Raw genomic sequence first — 14,925 nt, 5'->3', positions numbered from 1 at the left:
GAGAGACAGCCCCGAGCCCGGGAGAGACTTGCCGGAGCTTGCGGTGACGTGGCAGGGAACGTCACCGTTTAAGGCGGTCTCGTACGCCGGGTACTTGCGCGATTCGCCGGGCCCGTGTGGACTACGGCCTACGCCCCGCGCACGCGCGTGGCCGAGCATTTTCCGAAGACATGATCAGGAGGCAACCCGTGAGCGCGACCGCGGACCACGCGGAGGAGCGGACCAACCCGGCAGCACGCCTGGGGTTCGAGCCCGGACAAGTGGTCCAGGAGATCGGCTACGACGAAGACGTCGAGCTGGAGCTCCGTGAGGGCATTGAGGCCACTACCGGCCAGGAACTCGTCGACGAGGAGTACGACGACGTCGCCGACGTCGTCCTGCTCTGGTTCCGCGACGAGGACGGCGACCTTACGGACGCGCTGGTGGATGCCATTGGTCTGCTCGAGGACGGCGGTACGGTCTGGCTGATGACGCCGAAGACCGGCCGTGACGGATACGTCGAGCCGAGCGACATCAACGAGGCTGCCCAGACAGCCGGTCTCGCCCAGACCAAGAGCATCAGCGCGGGCAAGGACTGGACGGGCAGCCGTCTGGTCACCCCCAAGGGGGCCAAGGCCAAGCGCTGACCACTCGCTGCACCACCCGGGGGCCCCCGATGGCGTTCACGCGCTGCCGGGGGCCTTCGTACGCGGTCTTCCGGCCGTGCGTAGGGTGGGTGCGTCGCCCCCGGACGGACCGAGCCCGGGGGAGCGGAAGCGGCGAAGGGATACGTGTTCCATGGCGATCGAGGTCGGCACCGAGGCCCCGGACTTTGCACTGAAGGACAACCACGGCCGGACCGTGAGGCTCTCGGACCTCCGGGGCGGGAAGAACGTGGTGCTGCTGTTCTACCCGTTCGCCTTCACCGGGGTCTGCACGGGCGAGCTGTGCGCGCTCCGCGACGAGCTGCCGCGCTTCGAGAACGACGACACCCAGCTCCTCGCCGTGTCCAACGACTCCATCCACACCCTGCGCGTCTTCGCCGAGCAGGAGGGCCTGGAATACCCGCTGCTCTCCGACTTCTGGCCGCACGGCGAGACCTCGCGGGCCTACGGCGTCTTCGACGAGGACAAGGGCTGCGCGGTGCGCGGGACCTTCGTCATCGACAAGGCGGGCGTCGTCCGCTGGAGCGTCGTCAACGGCCTGCCCGACGCCCGCGACCTGAACGACTACGTCAAGGCGCTCGAAGCGCTCTGACGCCCAGAGGGCGTGTCCGGCGGATCCTGCCCGGTCCTGATCCGCCTGACATGCCCTGACCCGCCCGGTCCGCGACCGGATCCGGGCGATCTTCCGGCCGTGCCCGGCCAAAAGCCTGTTTTGGCCGGGAACCGGTCACTAGGATCCAATCGTTGATCCGATGCCAACGAACGACGGGGACGCTGGTGTCTGCCGGCCCCTGAGAAAACTACTGGAGGACTCGTGGGAGTCAGCCTCAGCAAGGGCGGCAACGTCTCGCTGACCAAGGCCGCGCCCAACCTGACCGCGGTCATCGTCGGTCTGGGCTGGGACGCCCGCACCACCACCGGCGGCGACTTCGACCTCGACGCCAGCGCGCTGCTGGCGAACGCCGAGGGCAAGGTCGCGGCGGACGGCAATTTCGTCTTCTTCAACAACCTGAAGAGCCCCGACGGTTCCGTCGAGCACACCGGTGACAACCTCACCGGTGAGGGCGAGGGCGACGACGAGGTCATCAAGGTGAACCTCGCCGGCGTCCCGGCCGACGTCGACAAGATCGTCTTCCCGGTCTCGATCTACGAGGCCGAGAGCCGTCAGCAGAGCTTCGGCCAGGTCCGCAACGCGTACATCCGCGTGGTGAACCAGGCCGACAACTCCGAGCTCGCCCGCTACGACCTGAGCGAGGACGCCTCGACGGAGACCGCGATGGTCTTCGGCGAGCTCTACCGCAACGGCGCCGAGTGGAAGTTCCGTGCCATCGGCCAGGGCTACGCCTCGGGTCTGCGCGGCATCGCGCAGGACTTCGGCGTCAACGTCTGAGGACGTCGGGCCCGCAGCGACACCGAGCGCGCAGCGCTCACGCTCCACCCGTCCGGCGCCGCATCCTGTGCGGCGCCGGACGTGCTCAGGGTGTGTCCGGCGGATCATGGCCGGGTCCACCCTGACCGGGCGCTTTCGACGCCCGAGCACGGGCGTCGAAAGCGCCCGTCAGCGTATTCACGACTCGGGGAGGACACACATGGGCGTCACACTCGCCAAGGGAGGCAATGTCTCCCTCTCCAAGGTCGCACCCAACCTCACGCAGGTGCTGGTCGGGCTCGGCTGGGACGCACGCTCCACCACCGGAGCCGACTTCGACCTCGACGCCAGCGCACTGCTGTGCCAGTCGGGCCGGGTGCTCGGCGACGAGTGGTTCGTCTTCTACAACAACCTCACCAGCCCGGACGGCTCCGTCGAGCACACCGGTGACAACCTCACGGGTGAGGGCGAGGGCGACGACGAGTCGGTCATCGTCCGGCTCGACCAGGTCCCCGCCCACTGCGACAAGATCGTCTTCCCGGTCTCGATCCATGACGCCGACAACCGCGGCCAGGCGTTCGGCCAGGTCAGCAACGCCTTCATCCGGGTGGTGAACCAGGCGGACGGCCAGGAGCTGGCGCGCTACGACCTGAGCGAGGACGCCTCCACGGAGACCGCGATGATCTTCGGTGAGCTCTACCGGTACAACGGCGAGTGGAAATTCCGTGCAGTAGGCCAGGGGTACGCGTCGGGGCTGCGCGGCATCGCTCTAGACTTCGGCGTCAACGTTTCATAACGCCGCGTCCGCACGGCGCGGGGGAGCCCCGTACACACCGGGGGAGACCCTTACATAACACGATGGGGTAGCCAGTGGTCATGAAAACCTTCGGCTGGTCGTTCGCGGTCACCGCGCTCGGCCTGGTCGCAGCCTTCTTCTACGGGGGGTGGCAGGCATTCGGCATCGTCGCGATTCTGACGATCCTGGAGATCTCGCTGTCCTTCGACAATGCGGTGATCAACGCCGGAATTCTGAAGAAGATGAACGCCTTCTGGCAAAAGATCTTCCTCACCATCGGCATCCTCATCGCCGTCTTCGGTATGCGGCTGGTGTTCCCCGTCGTCATCGTCGCCGTGAGCGCCCAGCTCGGGCCGATCGAGGCCATCGACCTCTCCTTCAACGACCCCGACAGGTACAAGGAACTGGTGACGGACGCCCATCCGTCGATCGCCGCCTTCGGTGGCATGTTCCTGTTGATGATCTTCCTCGACTTCATCTTCGAGGACCGTGACATCCAGTGGCTGCGCTGGATCGAGCGCCCGCTCGCCAAGCTCGGCAAGGTCGACATGCTGTCGGTCTGCGTCGCGCTGATCATTCTGATGATCACCGCCATGACCTTCGCGACCCAGGCCCACCAGCACGGTGGCGGGCACGTGGACAAGGCGTCGACCGTCATGCTCTCGGGTATCGCGGGTCTGATCACCTACCTCGTCGTCGGCGGGCTCTCCGGGTTCTTCGAGGGCAAGCTCGAAGAGGAGGAGGAGCGCGAGCACGAGGCCGAGGAGAAGGCCAAGAAGGCGGGCAAGCCCGTCACCGGGGTCGCCCTCGCCGGAAAGGCCGCGTTCTTCCTCTTCCTCTACCTGGAAGTCCTCGACGCCTCGTTCTCCTTCGACGGCGTCATCGGCGCCTTCGCCATCACGAATGAGATCGTGCTGATGGCCCTCGGCCTCGGCATCGGCGCCATGTACGTCCGTTCGCTCACCGTCTACCTGGTCCGCCAGGGCACGCTGGACGACTACGTCTACCTGGAGCACGGCGCGCACTACGCGATCGGCGCGCTCTCCGTCATCCTGCTGGTCACCATCCGGTACGAGATCAACGAGATCATCACCGGCCTGATCGGCGTCGTCCTCATCGGCCTCTCCTTCTGGTCCTCGCTCCGCCGCAACAGGGCCATCGCTGCCTCGGGCGGGGCCGGCGGGGACACCGGAGGAAGTCCGGGACCCAAGGCCGAAGTCCACTCCGGGGTGTGACTCGGTAGGGATTGAGGAACGCTCTCTGCGGGGCGGCCCACACGGCGACGGCTCTCCGGGATCCCCCGGATCCGGCCCGGGGGCCGCCCCGCAGCAGTGTGCGGGGCCGGTGGCGACAGCCGACGGCCGGCGACAGGCCGACAGGTGGGGGTTGGGATGGGGTTCTTCGACGGCCTGTGGCCGGCGCGCGCGGCGCAGTTCGACTCGGGCAACGGCACATCGAGCGCGATCGTGCTCTCCAAGCGCAACGCCACGGTCTCGCTCAGCAAACAGGGCGCCCTCTCGGGCAACCTCCGGGTCAACCTGTCCTGGCGGATGCGCAGCTCCGACATCGAGGGCCGCTCGCGCCAGAGCGGCCGGCTGCGCCGCCCGCTGAAGCTCTTCCAGCCCGAGGTGGTCCAGGCGCACACCCAGGGCGTGGTCAACGTCGACCTGGACCTCGGCTGCATGTACGAGCTGACGGACGGCACCAAGGGCGTCGTCCAGCCGCTGGGCAACCTGATGGGCGACCTGAACGGCCCGCCCTACATCCGGCTCAGCGGCGACGACCGCTTCGGCGCGCCCTCCGGGGAGACGGTCTACGTCAACCTCGACCAGCGCGACCAGATCAAGCGGCTGCTGTTCTTCGTCTACATCTACGACCGGACGCCCGCCTTCGACCGTACGCACGCCAAGATCACGCTCTACCCGGGCAACGGCCCCCGGATCGAGATCGAGCTGGACGAGCGCGCGCCGCAGGCCCGGTCCTGTGCGGTCTTCACCGTGGAGAACATCAAGGACGAGCTGATCGTGCGGCGCGAGGTGAAGTTCGTCTACGGGTTCCAGTCCGAGCTGGACCGGCTGTACGGCTACGGCATGCAGTGGGGGCGCGGGTACAAGTCACGGACCTGAGGGCCGGCCCCGTAAGACCGCTCGAAACGGACCTGAGGGTTCCGCCGTTCTTCGCGCCGGGCCTCCCGTGCGGGGCTCCCCGTGCCGGGCCTTCCGCGCCGGGCCTCCCGTGCCGGGCCTCCTCGCGCCGGGCTCAGGACCGGATGAACGCTCCAGGTTCAGGACCGGATGAACTGCGGACCTTGCGGAGGCAGGACGAAATGCGGGTCCGGTGCGTGCGCGGCGGCCGCCGCGGGCTGCGGATAGCCGTACGCGGGCGGCGCACCGGCCCCCTGCGGGTAGCCGTACGCCGGCTGATGGCCCACGGCGGGCTGCGGGGCGGGCACAGCGGGCGCGGCGGGAGGCATGGCAGGGGGCGCGACGGGCGGCGGATAGCCGTACGCGGGCTGCTGGTGCAGGACCGTGGCCTGCGAGTCGGGGCCGGAGGCGGGGGCGGCGGCGGGCGGTTGGGCGGGCCCCCGCGCGTTCGACGACTGGGCGTTCGACGGCTGGGCGGACGACGACTGGGCGGCGGTCGGCTGTACGGCTGCCGCCGGTTCCCCGGCCGCCCCGCCCCCGGTCTCCGAATCGTCGACCGAGATCCCGAAGGCGGTGGCCAGCCCGATCAGTCCGGTCGGATACCCCTGGCCGACCGCCCGGAACTTCCACCCCTCACCGCGCCGGTAGAGCTCCCCGCAGATGATCGCGGTCTCTTCCCCGGTCTCGGGCCGCACATCGAAGACGGCCAGCGGCTCGGCGTCGGCGAGCGCGGCGTCGAAGAGAAGTATCCGCAGGTCCGGCACCTGCTGGAAGGCGGCCCCATCGGACGACGCGGCGATGACCACCTGGTCCACCGACGCGTCCAGCGCGGTGAGGTCCGCCTCGATGGTGTCCGTGAGCCCCTCGGCGATGCTGCGCTTGGGGAGCCGCCGGACCAGCCCGGAGGGGTGGCGCGGCTGGTTGTAGAAGACGAAGTCCTCGTCGGAGCGCACACGGCCCAGGGCGCCGAGCAGCAGGGCGGAGGCGTCCACGTCGGGGACGTCGGCCCCCGGGGTCCAGCGCAGCACGGCCCGTACGGCCATGGCGTCGACCGGGACGTTCGAGCCCTTCAGCATCGTGTGCGTCATGGGCGTCATCCTGCCTGCTGGCGGCCCCGGCGGACAACGTGGGGGCGGCGAAGACCGCACTTCGTTCCCCTGACGCCCGGCCGGAGAGGGGGAAGGAGCAGGGCCGGACGGTAGCGCGAAGGGAGCCCGGGCGAAGGCCGGGTAACCGGAAATTCATGTACATGGGGAACTGTTGACACTCGTCCGTACGTACTATTACCGGCCATACGTTGTCCGGCCGGTCAGGCAGTTCGGGGGAAACTCATGCGTCACTTCGGGCATATATCGCCCGCTGCCCGGGAGGGCCTGTTCTTTCGGGAGCCGTGTGAGTTCAGCGCGGCCTCGTCCGCGAGCCTGCTCTCGGTCGCCCTGGGCGCCACGCTCTACTCCCCGGCCACCCGGCCCACGCTGGCCGACGATGTGCTGAAGCAGGCCGGGCGAGGCGTCGTCTCCATGGTGCTCTGCCTGGAGGATTCGATCGACGACGCCGAGGTGGTCGACGCGGAGGCCAACCTGGTCAGGCAGTTCACGGACCTCGCGGAACGGGACGCGACCGGCGCGGGACTGCCGCTCCTGTTCGTCCGGGTCCGCGAACCGGGCCAGATCACCGACCTGGTGCGGCGGCTCGGCACGTCGATCCGGACGTTGTCCGGTTTTGTACTTCCCAAGTTCACCGAGGAGCGCGGGGCCCTCTTCCTGGAGGCCCTGGCGGAGGCCGAGGCGTCCTGCGGGCAGCGGCTGTTCGCGATGCCGGTCCTCGAATCGCCCGAGCTGCTCCACCTGGAGACCCGGGGCGAAGTGCTCCAGGGCATCGCGCGCTGCGTCGACAAGTACCGGGAGCGGGTGCTCGCCCTGCGGCTCGGCGTCACCGACTTCTGCTCCGCCTACGGGCTGCGCCGAGCGCCCGACATGACGGCGTACGACGTCCAGATCGTCGGCTCCGTCATCGCCGACGTGGTCAACGTGCTGGGCCGCGCGGACGGCACCGGCTTCACGATCACCGGCCCGGTCTGGGAGTACTTCCGCCGCCAGGAGCGCATGTTCAAGCCCCAGCTCCGCCGCAGCCCCTTCCTGGAGGGCAGCGCCGAGGAACTGCGTACGGCCCTCATCGAACACGACCTGGACGGGCTGCTGCGGGAGATCGAGCTCGACCGGGCCAACGGCCTGCTCGGCAAGACCTGCATCCATCCGTCGCACGTGGCCCCCGTGCACGCGCTGTCCGTGGTCAGCCACGAGGAGTTCACCGACGCGCAGGACATCCTGCGGCCGGAGCGCGGGGGCGGCGGGGTGCTGCGCTCGGCGTATACGAACAAGATGAATGAAGTGAAGCCCCACCGGGCCTGGGCCGAGCGCACGCTCCAGCGGGCCGAGGTCTTCGGGGTGGCCGGCGAAGACGTCGGCTTCGTGGACCTGCTGGCCGTCGGCCTGGCGAACTGAGCGCGTATCGATGAGCGAGCGCGCGACGAGAGAAGAGATCGTGGACGTGGTGTGGTCGGGCGACTGGGTGGCCGAGCGGCTGGGAGTGGCCCTGGAGGGCGACGGGGAGCTCCGGGGGCTGCTGGGCCTCGCCCTGCGCCGCAACCCCAAGCGGGCCCACCTGCTCGTCTCCAACGTGCTGGGCAAGCACGTGCCCCAGCACCCTTCCGTCGTGTACGGAGCCGGGTACGGCCTCGGCGAGCGCGTCCGGGCCCTCCTCGGCGCGCGGGAGGCCCGCCGCGCGGTCGTCGTCGGGTACGCGGAGACGGCCACCGGCCTCGGCCACGCCGTCGCGGACGGCCTGCGGGACGCCCCGTACCTCCACTCCACCCGCCGTCCCATCCCGGGCGTCGCACCGGCGGGCGGCTTCGAGGAGTCCCACTCGCACGCCACCTCGCACCTGCTGCTGCCGGAGGACCCCGGGCTGCTGGCGGGGCGCGCGGAGACCGGTGCTTCCGTTCTGGTGCTGGTCGACGACGAGTTCTCCACCGGCAACACGGTGCTCAACACCATCCGCGCGCTGCACGAGTCGCACCCGCGCGAGCGGTACGTCATCGTCGCGCTGGTCGACATGCGCTCGGCGGAGGACCACGACCGGCTGACCGCCTTCGCCGCCGAGATCGGGGCCCGCGTCGACCTGGTGACCCGCAACACGGGCACGGTCACGCTCCCCGAAGGCGTACTGGAGCGGGGCCGGGCCCTGGTCGCCGCGCAGGAGGCCGAGCAGGCGGAGCGGGCGGCAGGTCGGGGCGGGGAGGCCGGGCAGGCGGAGCCGCGTACGACCGCGTCCGGACCCGTCGCCCCCGTCACCCGGGTCGACCTCGGCTGGCCCGCGGGCGTTCCGGACGGCGGCCGGCACGGCTTCACCCCGGCCCACCGGGCGGCGCTCGAAGCGGCGCTCCCGGGCATGGCGGAGCGGATCGCGGCCGCGCTGGGGGACCGGGCCCGCCGGGGCCGGGTGCTCGTCCTCGGCTTCGAGGAGCTGATGTACGCGCCGCTGCGCCTGGGCGCCGCCCTGGAAACGCTGCTGGGCCCCGGCGCCGAGGTCCGCTTCTCCACCACCACCCGCTCCCCGGTCCTCGCCGTCGACGACCCCGGCTACGCGATACGCACCCGGCTCGTCTTCCCCGCCCACGACGACCCGGCGGACGGTCCCGGCGACCGGTACGCGTACAACGTGGCGGGGGCGGGCTTCGACGCGGTGGTCGCCGTCGTCGACTCCACCGCCGACACCGCCGAACTGCATGCCCCGGACGGCCTGTTGGCCCGCCTCGCGGAGCACACCGGCCATGTCCTGCTCGCCGCCGTCCCCTCGTACACCCCTCACCACCACCACACGCTGGAGCCCGCCGTGCTGCCCGAGCCCCTGAGAGGCCCCGCCTTCTCCAGTTACGCCCCCGAGGATGTCGGCTGGCTGCTCCAGGACCTCTCGGACACCGTGCTGGAAGCGCCCACCGAGGAGCGCGAGGAGGCGATCCAGAGCGGCGGGGCGCACTACGCCGAGTCGCTGCCCGTGGAGTACCAGCCGAGCGCCGAGTACCAGGCCCTGTTCACGGCCGCCCTGGACGCCTCCGCCGCGCGCATCGCCCGCGCGGTGGGCACCGTCACCGAGACGGTCCTCGCCGAGCGCGGGCCGCGCCCGGTCCTCGTCTCGCTCGCCCGCGCCGGAACGCCCGTCGGGGTCCTGATGCGCCACTGGGCCCGCCACCGGCACGGCCTGGACCTGCCGCACTACGCCATCTCCATCGTCCGGGGCCGGGGCATCGACGCCACCGCCCTGCGCTGGCTCGCCGCCCATCACGACCCGGCGGACGTGGTGTTCGTCGACGGTTGGACCGGCAAGGGCGCGATCACCCGCGAACTGGCGGCTGCCGTCAGCGAGTTCGAGGCGTCGGGCGGGCCCGCCGGCTTCGACCCGGAGATCGCGGTGCTCGCGGACCCGGGCGGCTGTGTGCGGACGTACGGCACCCGCGAGGACTTCCTCATCCCCTCCGCCTGTCTCAACTCCACGGTCTCCGGCCTCATTTCCCGTACGGTGCTCCGCGCCGACCTGGTCGGCCCCGACGACTTCCACGGCGCGAAGTTCTACCGCGAGCTGGCGGACTCCGACGTCTCCGGCGACTTCCTGGCCGCGGTGACCGCGCGCTTCGACGAGGTGGCGGACCAAGTGGACGCCGATGCCAAGGAGTTGCCGGCCGTCGACCGGGCCCCGACCTGGGAGGGCTGGGCGGCCGTCGAGCGGATCAGCGAGGAGTACGGCATCCACGACGTCAACCTGGTCAAGCCGGGCGTCGGCGAGACCACCCGGGTGCTGCTGCGCCGGGTCCCCTGGAAGATCCTCGCCAAGCGCGGCGCGGGCGCGGACCTGACCCATATCCGGCTGCTGGCGGAACAACGCGGCGTCCCGGTCGAGGAGGTCGAGGACCTCCCGTACAGCTGTGTCGGTCTGATCCACCCCAGGTACACCCGGGGCGCGACGGGCGCGGACGGCAAGGCGGTGACGGGCGCATGAGCACGACCCCACCGGACGCTTCACCGGCCACGCTGGTGGCCAGCGACCTCGACCGTACGCTGATCTACTCGGCCGCCGCGCTCGGCCTGTCGATGCCGGACGCGGAGGCTCCCAGGCTCCTCTGCGTCGAGGTGTACGGCCACAAGCCCCTCTCGTACATGACGGAGACGGCCGCCGCCCTCCTCACCGACGTGGCCGGCTCCACGGTCTTCGTCCCCACCACCACCCGGACCCGCGAGCAGTACCACCGCATCCACCTCCCCGGCCCCGCCCCGAGGTACGCGATCTGCGCCAACGGCGGGCACATCCTGGTCGACGGCGTCTCCGACCACGACTGGCAGACCCAGGTGGAGGCACGGATCGCCGCCGAGTGCGCCCCCCTCACCGAGATCCGCGCCCACCTCGCCGCCACCGCCGACCCGGCCTGGCTCCTCAAGGAGCGGGTGGCCGAGAACCTCTTCGCCTATCTGGTCGTCGAACGCTCCCTCCTCCCCGAGGAATGGGTGAAGGAGCTGGCGGCCTGGGCACAGGAGCGCGGCTGGACCGTCTCCCTCCAGGGCCGCAAGATCTACGCGGTCCCGGTGCCGCTCACCAAGAGCGCCGCCATGAGCGAGGTCGCCCGCCGCTCCGGCGCCACCCGCACGCTCGCCGCGGGGGACTCCCTCCTCGACGCGGACCTGCTGCTCGCCGCCGACCTCGGCTGGCGCCCCGGCCACGGCGAACTGGCCGAGAACGACTGGCGCGCCCCGCACGTCGTGGCGCTGGAGGAGCGGGGCGCGGCGGCGGGGGAGGAGATCCTGCGCCGGTTCCTGGCGGCTTCGACCGCGTGAGTTCCCGTGCGTGCGGGCGGTCGTTGCGCGAGGCTGGGGGGGCGGGGCGCGGAGTCTGTACGCCGCGCGCTCGTACGACATCGCCGTTCCACGAAACCGAGGGAAGCGCACCGGATGACCAAGGGCAACGAGACCACGATCACGGACGAGCTGTACGCGTACGCGCTGGCCCACAACCCGCCGCTGGACCCGGTCCAGCGGGAGCTGGTGGAGACCACGAACGCCCGGTTCCCCGACCGCGCGGGCATGCTGTCGGCCGAGGAGCAGGCCCCGCTGCTCGCCTTCCTCGTCCGGCTGGTGGGCGCGCGGCACGTGGTGGAGGTCGGCACGTTCACCGGGTTCAGCGCCCTGGCGATGGCGCAGGCGCTGCCCGCGGACGGCACGCTGATCGCCTGCGACATCTCGGAGGAGTGGACGGCGTACGGCCGTGAGGCATGGGAGAAGGCGGGCGTCGCGGACCGGATCGACCTGCGCATCGCCCCGGCCCTGGACACCCTGCGGGCGATGCCCGCCGAGCCGCACATCGACTTCGCCTACCTGGACGCGGACAAGGGCGGGTACATCGCGTACTGGGAGCAGTTGGTGCCCCGGATGCGGCAGGGCGGTGTCATCGCCGTGGACAACGTGCTCTTCCACGGCGGTGTCACGGACCCGGAGGCGACGGGATCGACGGCGGCGATCAAGGAGTTCAACGACCACGTGAGCGCCGACGACCGGATGGACAGCGTGCTGCTGACGGTCGCGGACGGACTGACGCTCGCGCGGAAGAAGTAGCGCGCCGCGCTTTTTCGCATACGTGGCCGGGTCCAGCCGCAACGCAAGAGCTGCACGGCCGGGCCCAGCCACAGCGCGTACGTGGTCGGGCTCAGCCGCGACGACTATGCGACCGGGCCCAGCCGCAACAATGACGTGGCGGGTTCAGCCGCAACAACGACGTGGCGGGTTCAGCCGCAGCAACGACGTGGCGGGTTCAGCCGCAGCAACCCCCGCCGCAGCAGCCACCGCCCCCGCCGCCGGACGGCGCGGGGGCGGACGCGGCGGCGCCGCCCACGGCCACGGCGGACAGCAGCTTCACCGTGTCGTCGTGGCCTGCGGGGCAGGAGGCCGGGTCCGAGGACTGGGCCATGGGGCGGCTGAGTTCGAACGTGTCGCCGCAGGTGCGGCAGCGGAATTCATAGCGAGGCATGGCCTCAGGCTAGAGCCATTGCCGCCCGGCGGCTACGGCCGCCCGGGACGGCGCGGACTCAGGCCCCGCCGCCGCGCTCCTCGCGGATGTCGGAGACGACCCGGGCGGCGGTCTGGCGTACGGCCTCGGTCTCGGTCAGGAAGTGCCAGTAGTCGGGGTGGCGGCCCTCCAGACCGGTGATGGCCCGCTCCAGCCGGGCCACGGAGTCGTCCAGCGGCCGGGCGTGCCGGGGGTCGGGCGTGTGCCGGCCGGCCATGGCGAGGCGCTGTGCGTCCCGTACGGCGAACCGGGTCCGCTCGATCTCCTGCTGCGGGTCCTTCGCCACGGCGTCCAGCCGCTGCAACCGGTCCCCGGCGGCGGAGACCGCGTCGTCGGTCGCGTTGAGCAGGGCGCGGACCGTGGACAGCCGGGACGTGGCGTCCGCCCAGCGCTGTTCCTCGCGTGCCTTCGCCGCCTCGGCGATCTTCGCCTCGGCCTGCCGTACGTTGACGGAAGCCTGCTCCGGGACCTGCTGGAGGTCCTGCCAGCAGGCGGCCGAGAAACGTCGCCGCAGCTCGCTGAGGACCGGCTCGACCGATCCCGCCCGCGTCGTCAGGGCCTGGGCACGGGTCCGCAGCGACACCAGACGCCGGTCGATCTCGGCGGCCCGCTCCGGCAGCCGCTCCGCCTCGGCGCGCAGCGCCTCCGCATCGCGCAGGACCACATCCGCGCGCTGGAGCGTCTCGGCGACACCGTGCTTCCCCGCGCCCTGGTTCAGCTTGGTCAGCTCCGGGGCGAGGGCGGCGAGCCGGGCCGCGAGCTCGTCGGCGCGCAGCCCCGCCGCCCGTACGGCGTCGAGCGCGTTGCTCGCCCCGAGCAGCGCCTGCCGGGCCCGCTCCACGGCGGGCGCGAGGCGGGCGAGCTGGGTCTCCGCACTGCCCAGCAGGGTCCCGAGCCCCTGCCCGAACCGGTCCAGCTCGCCCTTGACCCGGACGAGATCGTCCTTGGCCCGGGTCAGCTCGGTGCGGGCACGGGAGGCGACGGAGGGCTCCAGATCGTCCCGGTCCAGGTCGTGGGCGTCGACGGCGGTGATGTAGGCGTGGCTGACCTCGTCGATCCGGCGTCCCAGCGCGGCGAAGTCCTCCGACGCCTTGCGGCCGCGCGGGGAGCTGTCCACGGCGTTGATCGTCTCGATGGAGATCCGCAGGTCACGCTGGGCGGTGTCCAGCTCGTAGAAGGCTTCGGCCGCCGCGTCCCTGGCCGCCTGGGCCTCGGCACGCTGGCTCTCCCCGCGCCCGCCGAACCACCGCCGCGTACCGCCGCCGGCGAAGGCGGCGGGCAGGGCGGCGAGGAGCAGGGGCACAGGCAGCAGGAGGAGCGCCAGAACATCCCGGCCCCCCTGCCCCACGCCGACGACCCCACTGCGGGCGCCATCCCCGCTCCGGGCCGCAGCGGTCTCCTTCCGGGCACCGGAAACGCTCTCGACGGCGGAACCCCCACCCGCTCCTGCCTCTGGCCGCGTGTGTGTCGCCGTCACATCCCTCTCCCGTGCTGTTCCGCCCCTGCCCGGTACATTCTCCCACCAGGTAAGGACGAACACACGGGTCGGTTAGTTCGCGCTTTGGACCTTCACTTCCCCGTTGTCGCTGCGGGCCTTCACCACATGGGTGCTGCTCTCGCTCCGCGGCACCCCGACGCTGACCTCGCCGTTGTCGGCGCTCGCGTTCACGGCGTACTTCTGTCCGCCCTGCGGCAGATCGATGACGATGCTCCCGTTGTCGCTGACGGTGTCCACCAGATCGGGCACGCCGCTGAATCCCAGCCGGATCTCCCCGTTGTCCGCACGGGCGACCACGGACTTGGCGCCTACCTGCTCGGCGAGGACCGACCCGTTGGCGCTCCTGAGGTCCAGCGGCCCGCCGGAATCCCGTACGACGATGTCGCCGTTGGCGGCGGAGAGCCACAGCGGGGTGTCGAACCCGGTCGCAGTGACCTGCCCGTTTTCCGCGTCGGCCTTCACGGTCACCCCGCGGGGCACCTTCACCTCGTGCCGTGCGCCGCAGTCGTTGATCACGCCGGTGCACTTCACCCGCAGCGTCAGGGTGTCGTCCTTCATCGTCCAGACGGGATCGGGCCCGCTGCCCAGCACGACCCACCCGTCGACCCGACGCTCCACCTCGACCTGGTCCACATCGGCCGGGATGAGGGACACGGTCGAGTCCTCGGCGTCGATGGTCAGCGTCTTTCCCCCCAACGCGAACGACTTGCGCTCCACGGGCGCGTCATCGACGTCGGCGCTCCCGCACCCGCTGAGAGCGAGGGCGAGCACCATGGCCCCGCCCCCCACGGCGAGCACTCGGCCGGAAACCCTGCGGTGCGTGCGGGTCGGTGCGCTGGTACGGATGTCCACGATGATCGGTCCCCCAGGAAGTACGGCCGGACGGTGCCACCGGCCGTCGCCGCCGGTGTACGGCAAACCGTATGCACCGGGACCCCTGCCCGGGTATCCGGACGGCTACCGTCTCCGGGGTGGGGTTATCCCCCCACCCCGCCCTTATCTGTTTATGACCAGGGGGTCCGGTCCATGTACGCTGTTGCCTCATCCACGGGTGCGTAGCTCAGGGGTAGAGCGCTGCTCTTACAAAGCAGATGTCGGCGGTTCGAAACCGTCCGCGCCCACCAGAACGAAGACCCCCGGCCGATCATGGCCGGGGGTCTTCGGCGTCTGCGTGCGGCATCGGCGTCGAAGTTCTCATGCCGGACCATGCACGACGGCGCATGGTGAACGGGGTGTGGTGAACGGGGTGTCCGACCGGGGAGGAACTCACCGACGCGCAGCGTCTCGACCGGTTCGCGCTCAAGTACGCGCATGACGGTTGCCGGGTCAGAGAGGTCCGGCGGGTCCCGCACGGCACCTTGAGC

At 71.0% G+C, this 14,925-nt stretch carries 14 protein-coding genes and 1 tRNA gene; 11 read left to right on the top strand and 4 right to left on the bottom strand.

The genetic code is table 11. The annotated features are described in order from the left end of the window. The first annotated feature begins 188 nt into the window (after positions 1-188). The 6 genes from ACLJPL_RS01775 to ACLJPL_RS01750 all read left to right on the top strand — a co-directional run bounded on the left by ACLJPL_RS01775 (position 189) and on the right by ACLJPL_RS01750 (position 4,935). Entirely contained in the window at positions 189-626 is a 438-nt protein-coding gene (locus tag ACLJPL_RS01775) for a DUF3052 domain-containing protein (RefSeq protein WP_031122320.1), read from the top strand. A gap of 151 nt (positions 627-777) precedes the next feature. Further along, a complete protein-coding gene (locus tag ACLJPL_RS01770; RefSeq protein WP_411078844.1) occupies positions 778-1,236 on the top strand; it encodes a peroxiredoxin in 459 nt (152 codons plus the stop codon). 222 nt (positions 1,237-1,458) lie between these two features. Next, the gene (locus ACLJPL_RS01765) at positions 1,459-2,034 is read left to right on the top strand and encodes a TerD family protein (protein WP_018511706.1); all 576 of its coding nucleotides are present in this window, start codon (positions 1,459-1,461) and stop codon (positions 2,032-2,034) included. Positions 2,035-2,233: 199 nt separating this feature from the next. Beyond that, on the top strand, positions 2,234-2,809 hold the full coding sequence (locus tag ACLJPL_RS01760; RefSeq protein WP_103511683.1) for a TerD family protein: 576 nt from the start codon (positions 2,234-2,236) through the stop codon (positions 2,807-2,809). A 74-nt stretch (positions 2,810-2,883) separates the two neighbouring features. Next, positions 2,884-4,044: a DUF475 domain-containing protein gene (locus tag ACLJPL_RS01755; RefSeq protein WP_411078843.1), complete on the top strand. Its 1,161-nt coding sequence runs from the start codon at positions 2,884-2,886 to the stop codon at positions 4,042-4,044. Positions 4,045-4,200: 156 nt separating this feature from the next. Continuing rightward, the gene (locus ACLJPL_RS01750; RefSeq protein WP_411078842.1) at positions 4,201-4,935 is read left to right on the top strand and encodes a Tellurium resistance; all 735 of its coding nucleotides are present in this window, start codon (positions 4,201-4,203) and stop codon (positions 4,933-4,935) included. Positions 4,936-5,093: 158 nt separating this feature from the next. Here the strand turns inward: ACLJPL_RS01750 and ACLJPL_RS01745 are convergent, their stop codons facing one another. Further along, complete coding sequence (locus tag ACLJPL_RS01745; protein WP_411078841.1) at positions 5,094-6,041, bottom strand: TerD family protein; 948 nt, start codon at positions 6,039-6,041, stop codon at positions 5,094-5,096. Positions 6,042-6,284: 243 nt separating this feature from the next. Here ACLJPL_RS01745 and ACLJPL_RS01740 point away from each other — a divergent pair, with 243 nt between their 5' ends. The 4 genes from ACLJPL_RS01740 to ACLJPL_RS01725 all read left to right on the top strand — a co-directional run bounded on the left by ACLJPL_RS01740 (position 6,285) and on the right by ACLJPL_RS01725 (position 11,612). After that, complete coding sequence (locus ACLJPL_RS01740; RefSeq protein ID WP_411078840.1) at positions 6,285-7,457, top strand: HpcH/HpaI aldolase/citrate lyase family protein; 1,173 nt, start codon at positions 6,285-6,287, stop codon at positions 7,455-7,457. Positions 7,458-7,467: 10 nt separating this feature from the next. Next, a complete protein-coding gene (locus ACLJPL_RS01735; RefSeq protein ID WP_411078839.1) occupies positions 7,468-10,008 on the top strand; it encodes a phosphoribosyltransferase in 2,541 nt (846 codons plus the stop codon). Continuing rightward, the gene (locus ACLJPL_RS01730) at positions 10,005-10,838 is read left to right on the top strand and encodes an HAD family hydrolase (RefSeq protein WP_411078838.1); all 834 of its coding nucleotides are present in this window, start codon (positions 10,005-10,007) and stop codon (positions 10,836-10,838) included. Before ACLJPL_RS01735 ends, ACLJPL_RS01730 begins: the two co-directional genes overlap by 4 nt. Positions 10,839-10,952: 114 nt before the next feature. Further along, positions 10,953-11,612: an O-methyltransferase gene (locus ACLJPL_RS01725; protein WP_411078837.1), complete on the top strand. Its 660-nt coding sequence runs from the start codon at positions 10,953-10,955 to the stop codon at positions 11,610-11,612. A gap of 196 nt (positions 11,613-11,808) precedes the next feature. Here ACLJPL_RS01725 and ACLJPL_RS01720 read toward each other — a convergent pair whose 3' ends face one another. The 3 genes from ACLJPL_RS01720 to ACLJPL_RS01710 form a co-directional block, all read right to left on the bottom strand. Further along, positions 11,809-12,024: an FmdB family zinc ribbon protein gene (locus ACLJPL_RS01720; protein ID WP_093693929.1), complete on the bottom strand. Its 216-nt coding sequence runs from the start codon at positions 12,022-12,024 to the stop codon at positions 11,809-11,811. 58 nt (positions 12,025-12,082) lie between these two features. Then, on the bottom strand, positions 12,083-13,540 hold the full coding sequence (locus ACLJPL_RS01715) for a hypothetical protein (RefSeq protein WP_411078836.1): 1,458 nt from the start codon (positions 13,538-13,540) through the stop codon (positions 12,083-12,085). A 72-nt stretch (positions 13,541-13,612) separates the two neighbouring features. Continuing rightward, positions 13,613-14,413: a DUF4097 family beta strand repeat-containing protein gene (locus ACLJPL_RS01710; RefSeq protein WP_411078835.1), complete on the bottom strand. Its 801-nt coding sequence runs from the start codon at positions 14,411-14,413 to the stop codon at positions 13,613-13,615. Positions 14,414-14,610: 197 nt separating this feature from the next. On the opposite strand from ACLJPL_RS01710, the gene ACLJPL_RS01705 reads away from it, so the two are divergent. Continuing rightward, positions 14,611-14,685, top strand: a tRNA-Val gene (locus ACLJPL_RS01705). Positions 14,686-14,925: the final 240 nt, after the last annotated feature.

This window comes from Streptomyces sp. cmx-18-6 (assembly GCF_046548915.1).
Lineage (GTDB): Bacteria > Actinomycetota > Actinomycetes > Streptomycetales > Streptomycetaceae > Streptomyces.
This window is presented reverse-complemented; position numbering and strand designations above follow the sequence as displayed.

Excerpts from the sequence above, each read along its gene's own strand:
- ACLJPL_RS01720 (WP_093693929.1), bottom strand. The coding sequence starts at position 12,024 with ATGCCTCGCTATGAATTCCGCTGCCGCACCTGCGGCGACACGTTCGAA.
- ACLJPL_RS01740 (WP_411078840.1), top strand. The coding sequence starts at position 6,285 with ATGCGTCACTTCGGGCATATATCGCCCGCTGCCCGGGAGGGCCTGTTC.
- ACLJPL_RS01745 (WP_411078841.1), bottom strand. The coding sequence starts at position 6,041 with ATGACGCACACGATGCTGAAGGGCTCGAACGTCCCGGTCGACGCCATG.
- ACLJPL_RS01770 (WP_411078844.1), top strand. The coding sequence starts at position 778 with ATGGCGATCGAGGTCGGCACCGAGGCCCCGGACTTTGCACTGAAGGAC.
- ACLJPL_RS01725 (WP_411078837.1), top strand. The coding sequence starts at position 10,953 with ATGACCAAGGGCAACGAGACCACGATCACGGACGAGCTGTACGCGTAC.
- ACLJPL_RS01760 (WP_103511683.1), top strand. The coding sequence starts at position 2,234 with ATGGGCGTCACACTCGCCAAGGGAGGCAATGTCTCCCTCTCCAAGGTC.
- ACLJPL_RS01735 (WP_411078839.1), top strand. The coding sequence starts at position 7,468 with ATGAGCGAGCGCGCGACGAGAGAAGAGATCGTGGACGTGGTGTGGTCG.
- ACLJPL_RS01750 (WP_411078842.1), top strand. The coding sequence starts at position 4,201 with ATGGGGTTCTTCGACGGCCTGTGGCCGGCGCGCGCGGCGCAGTTCGAC.
- ACLJPL_RS01730 (WP_411078838.1), top strand. The coding sequence starts at position 10,005 with ATGAGCACGACCCCACCGGACGCTTCACCGGCCACGCTGGTGGCCAGC.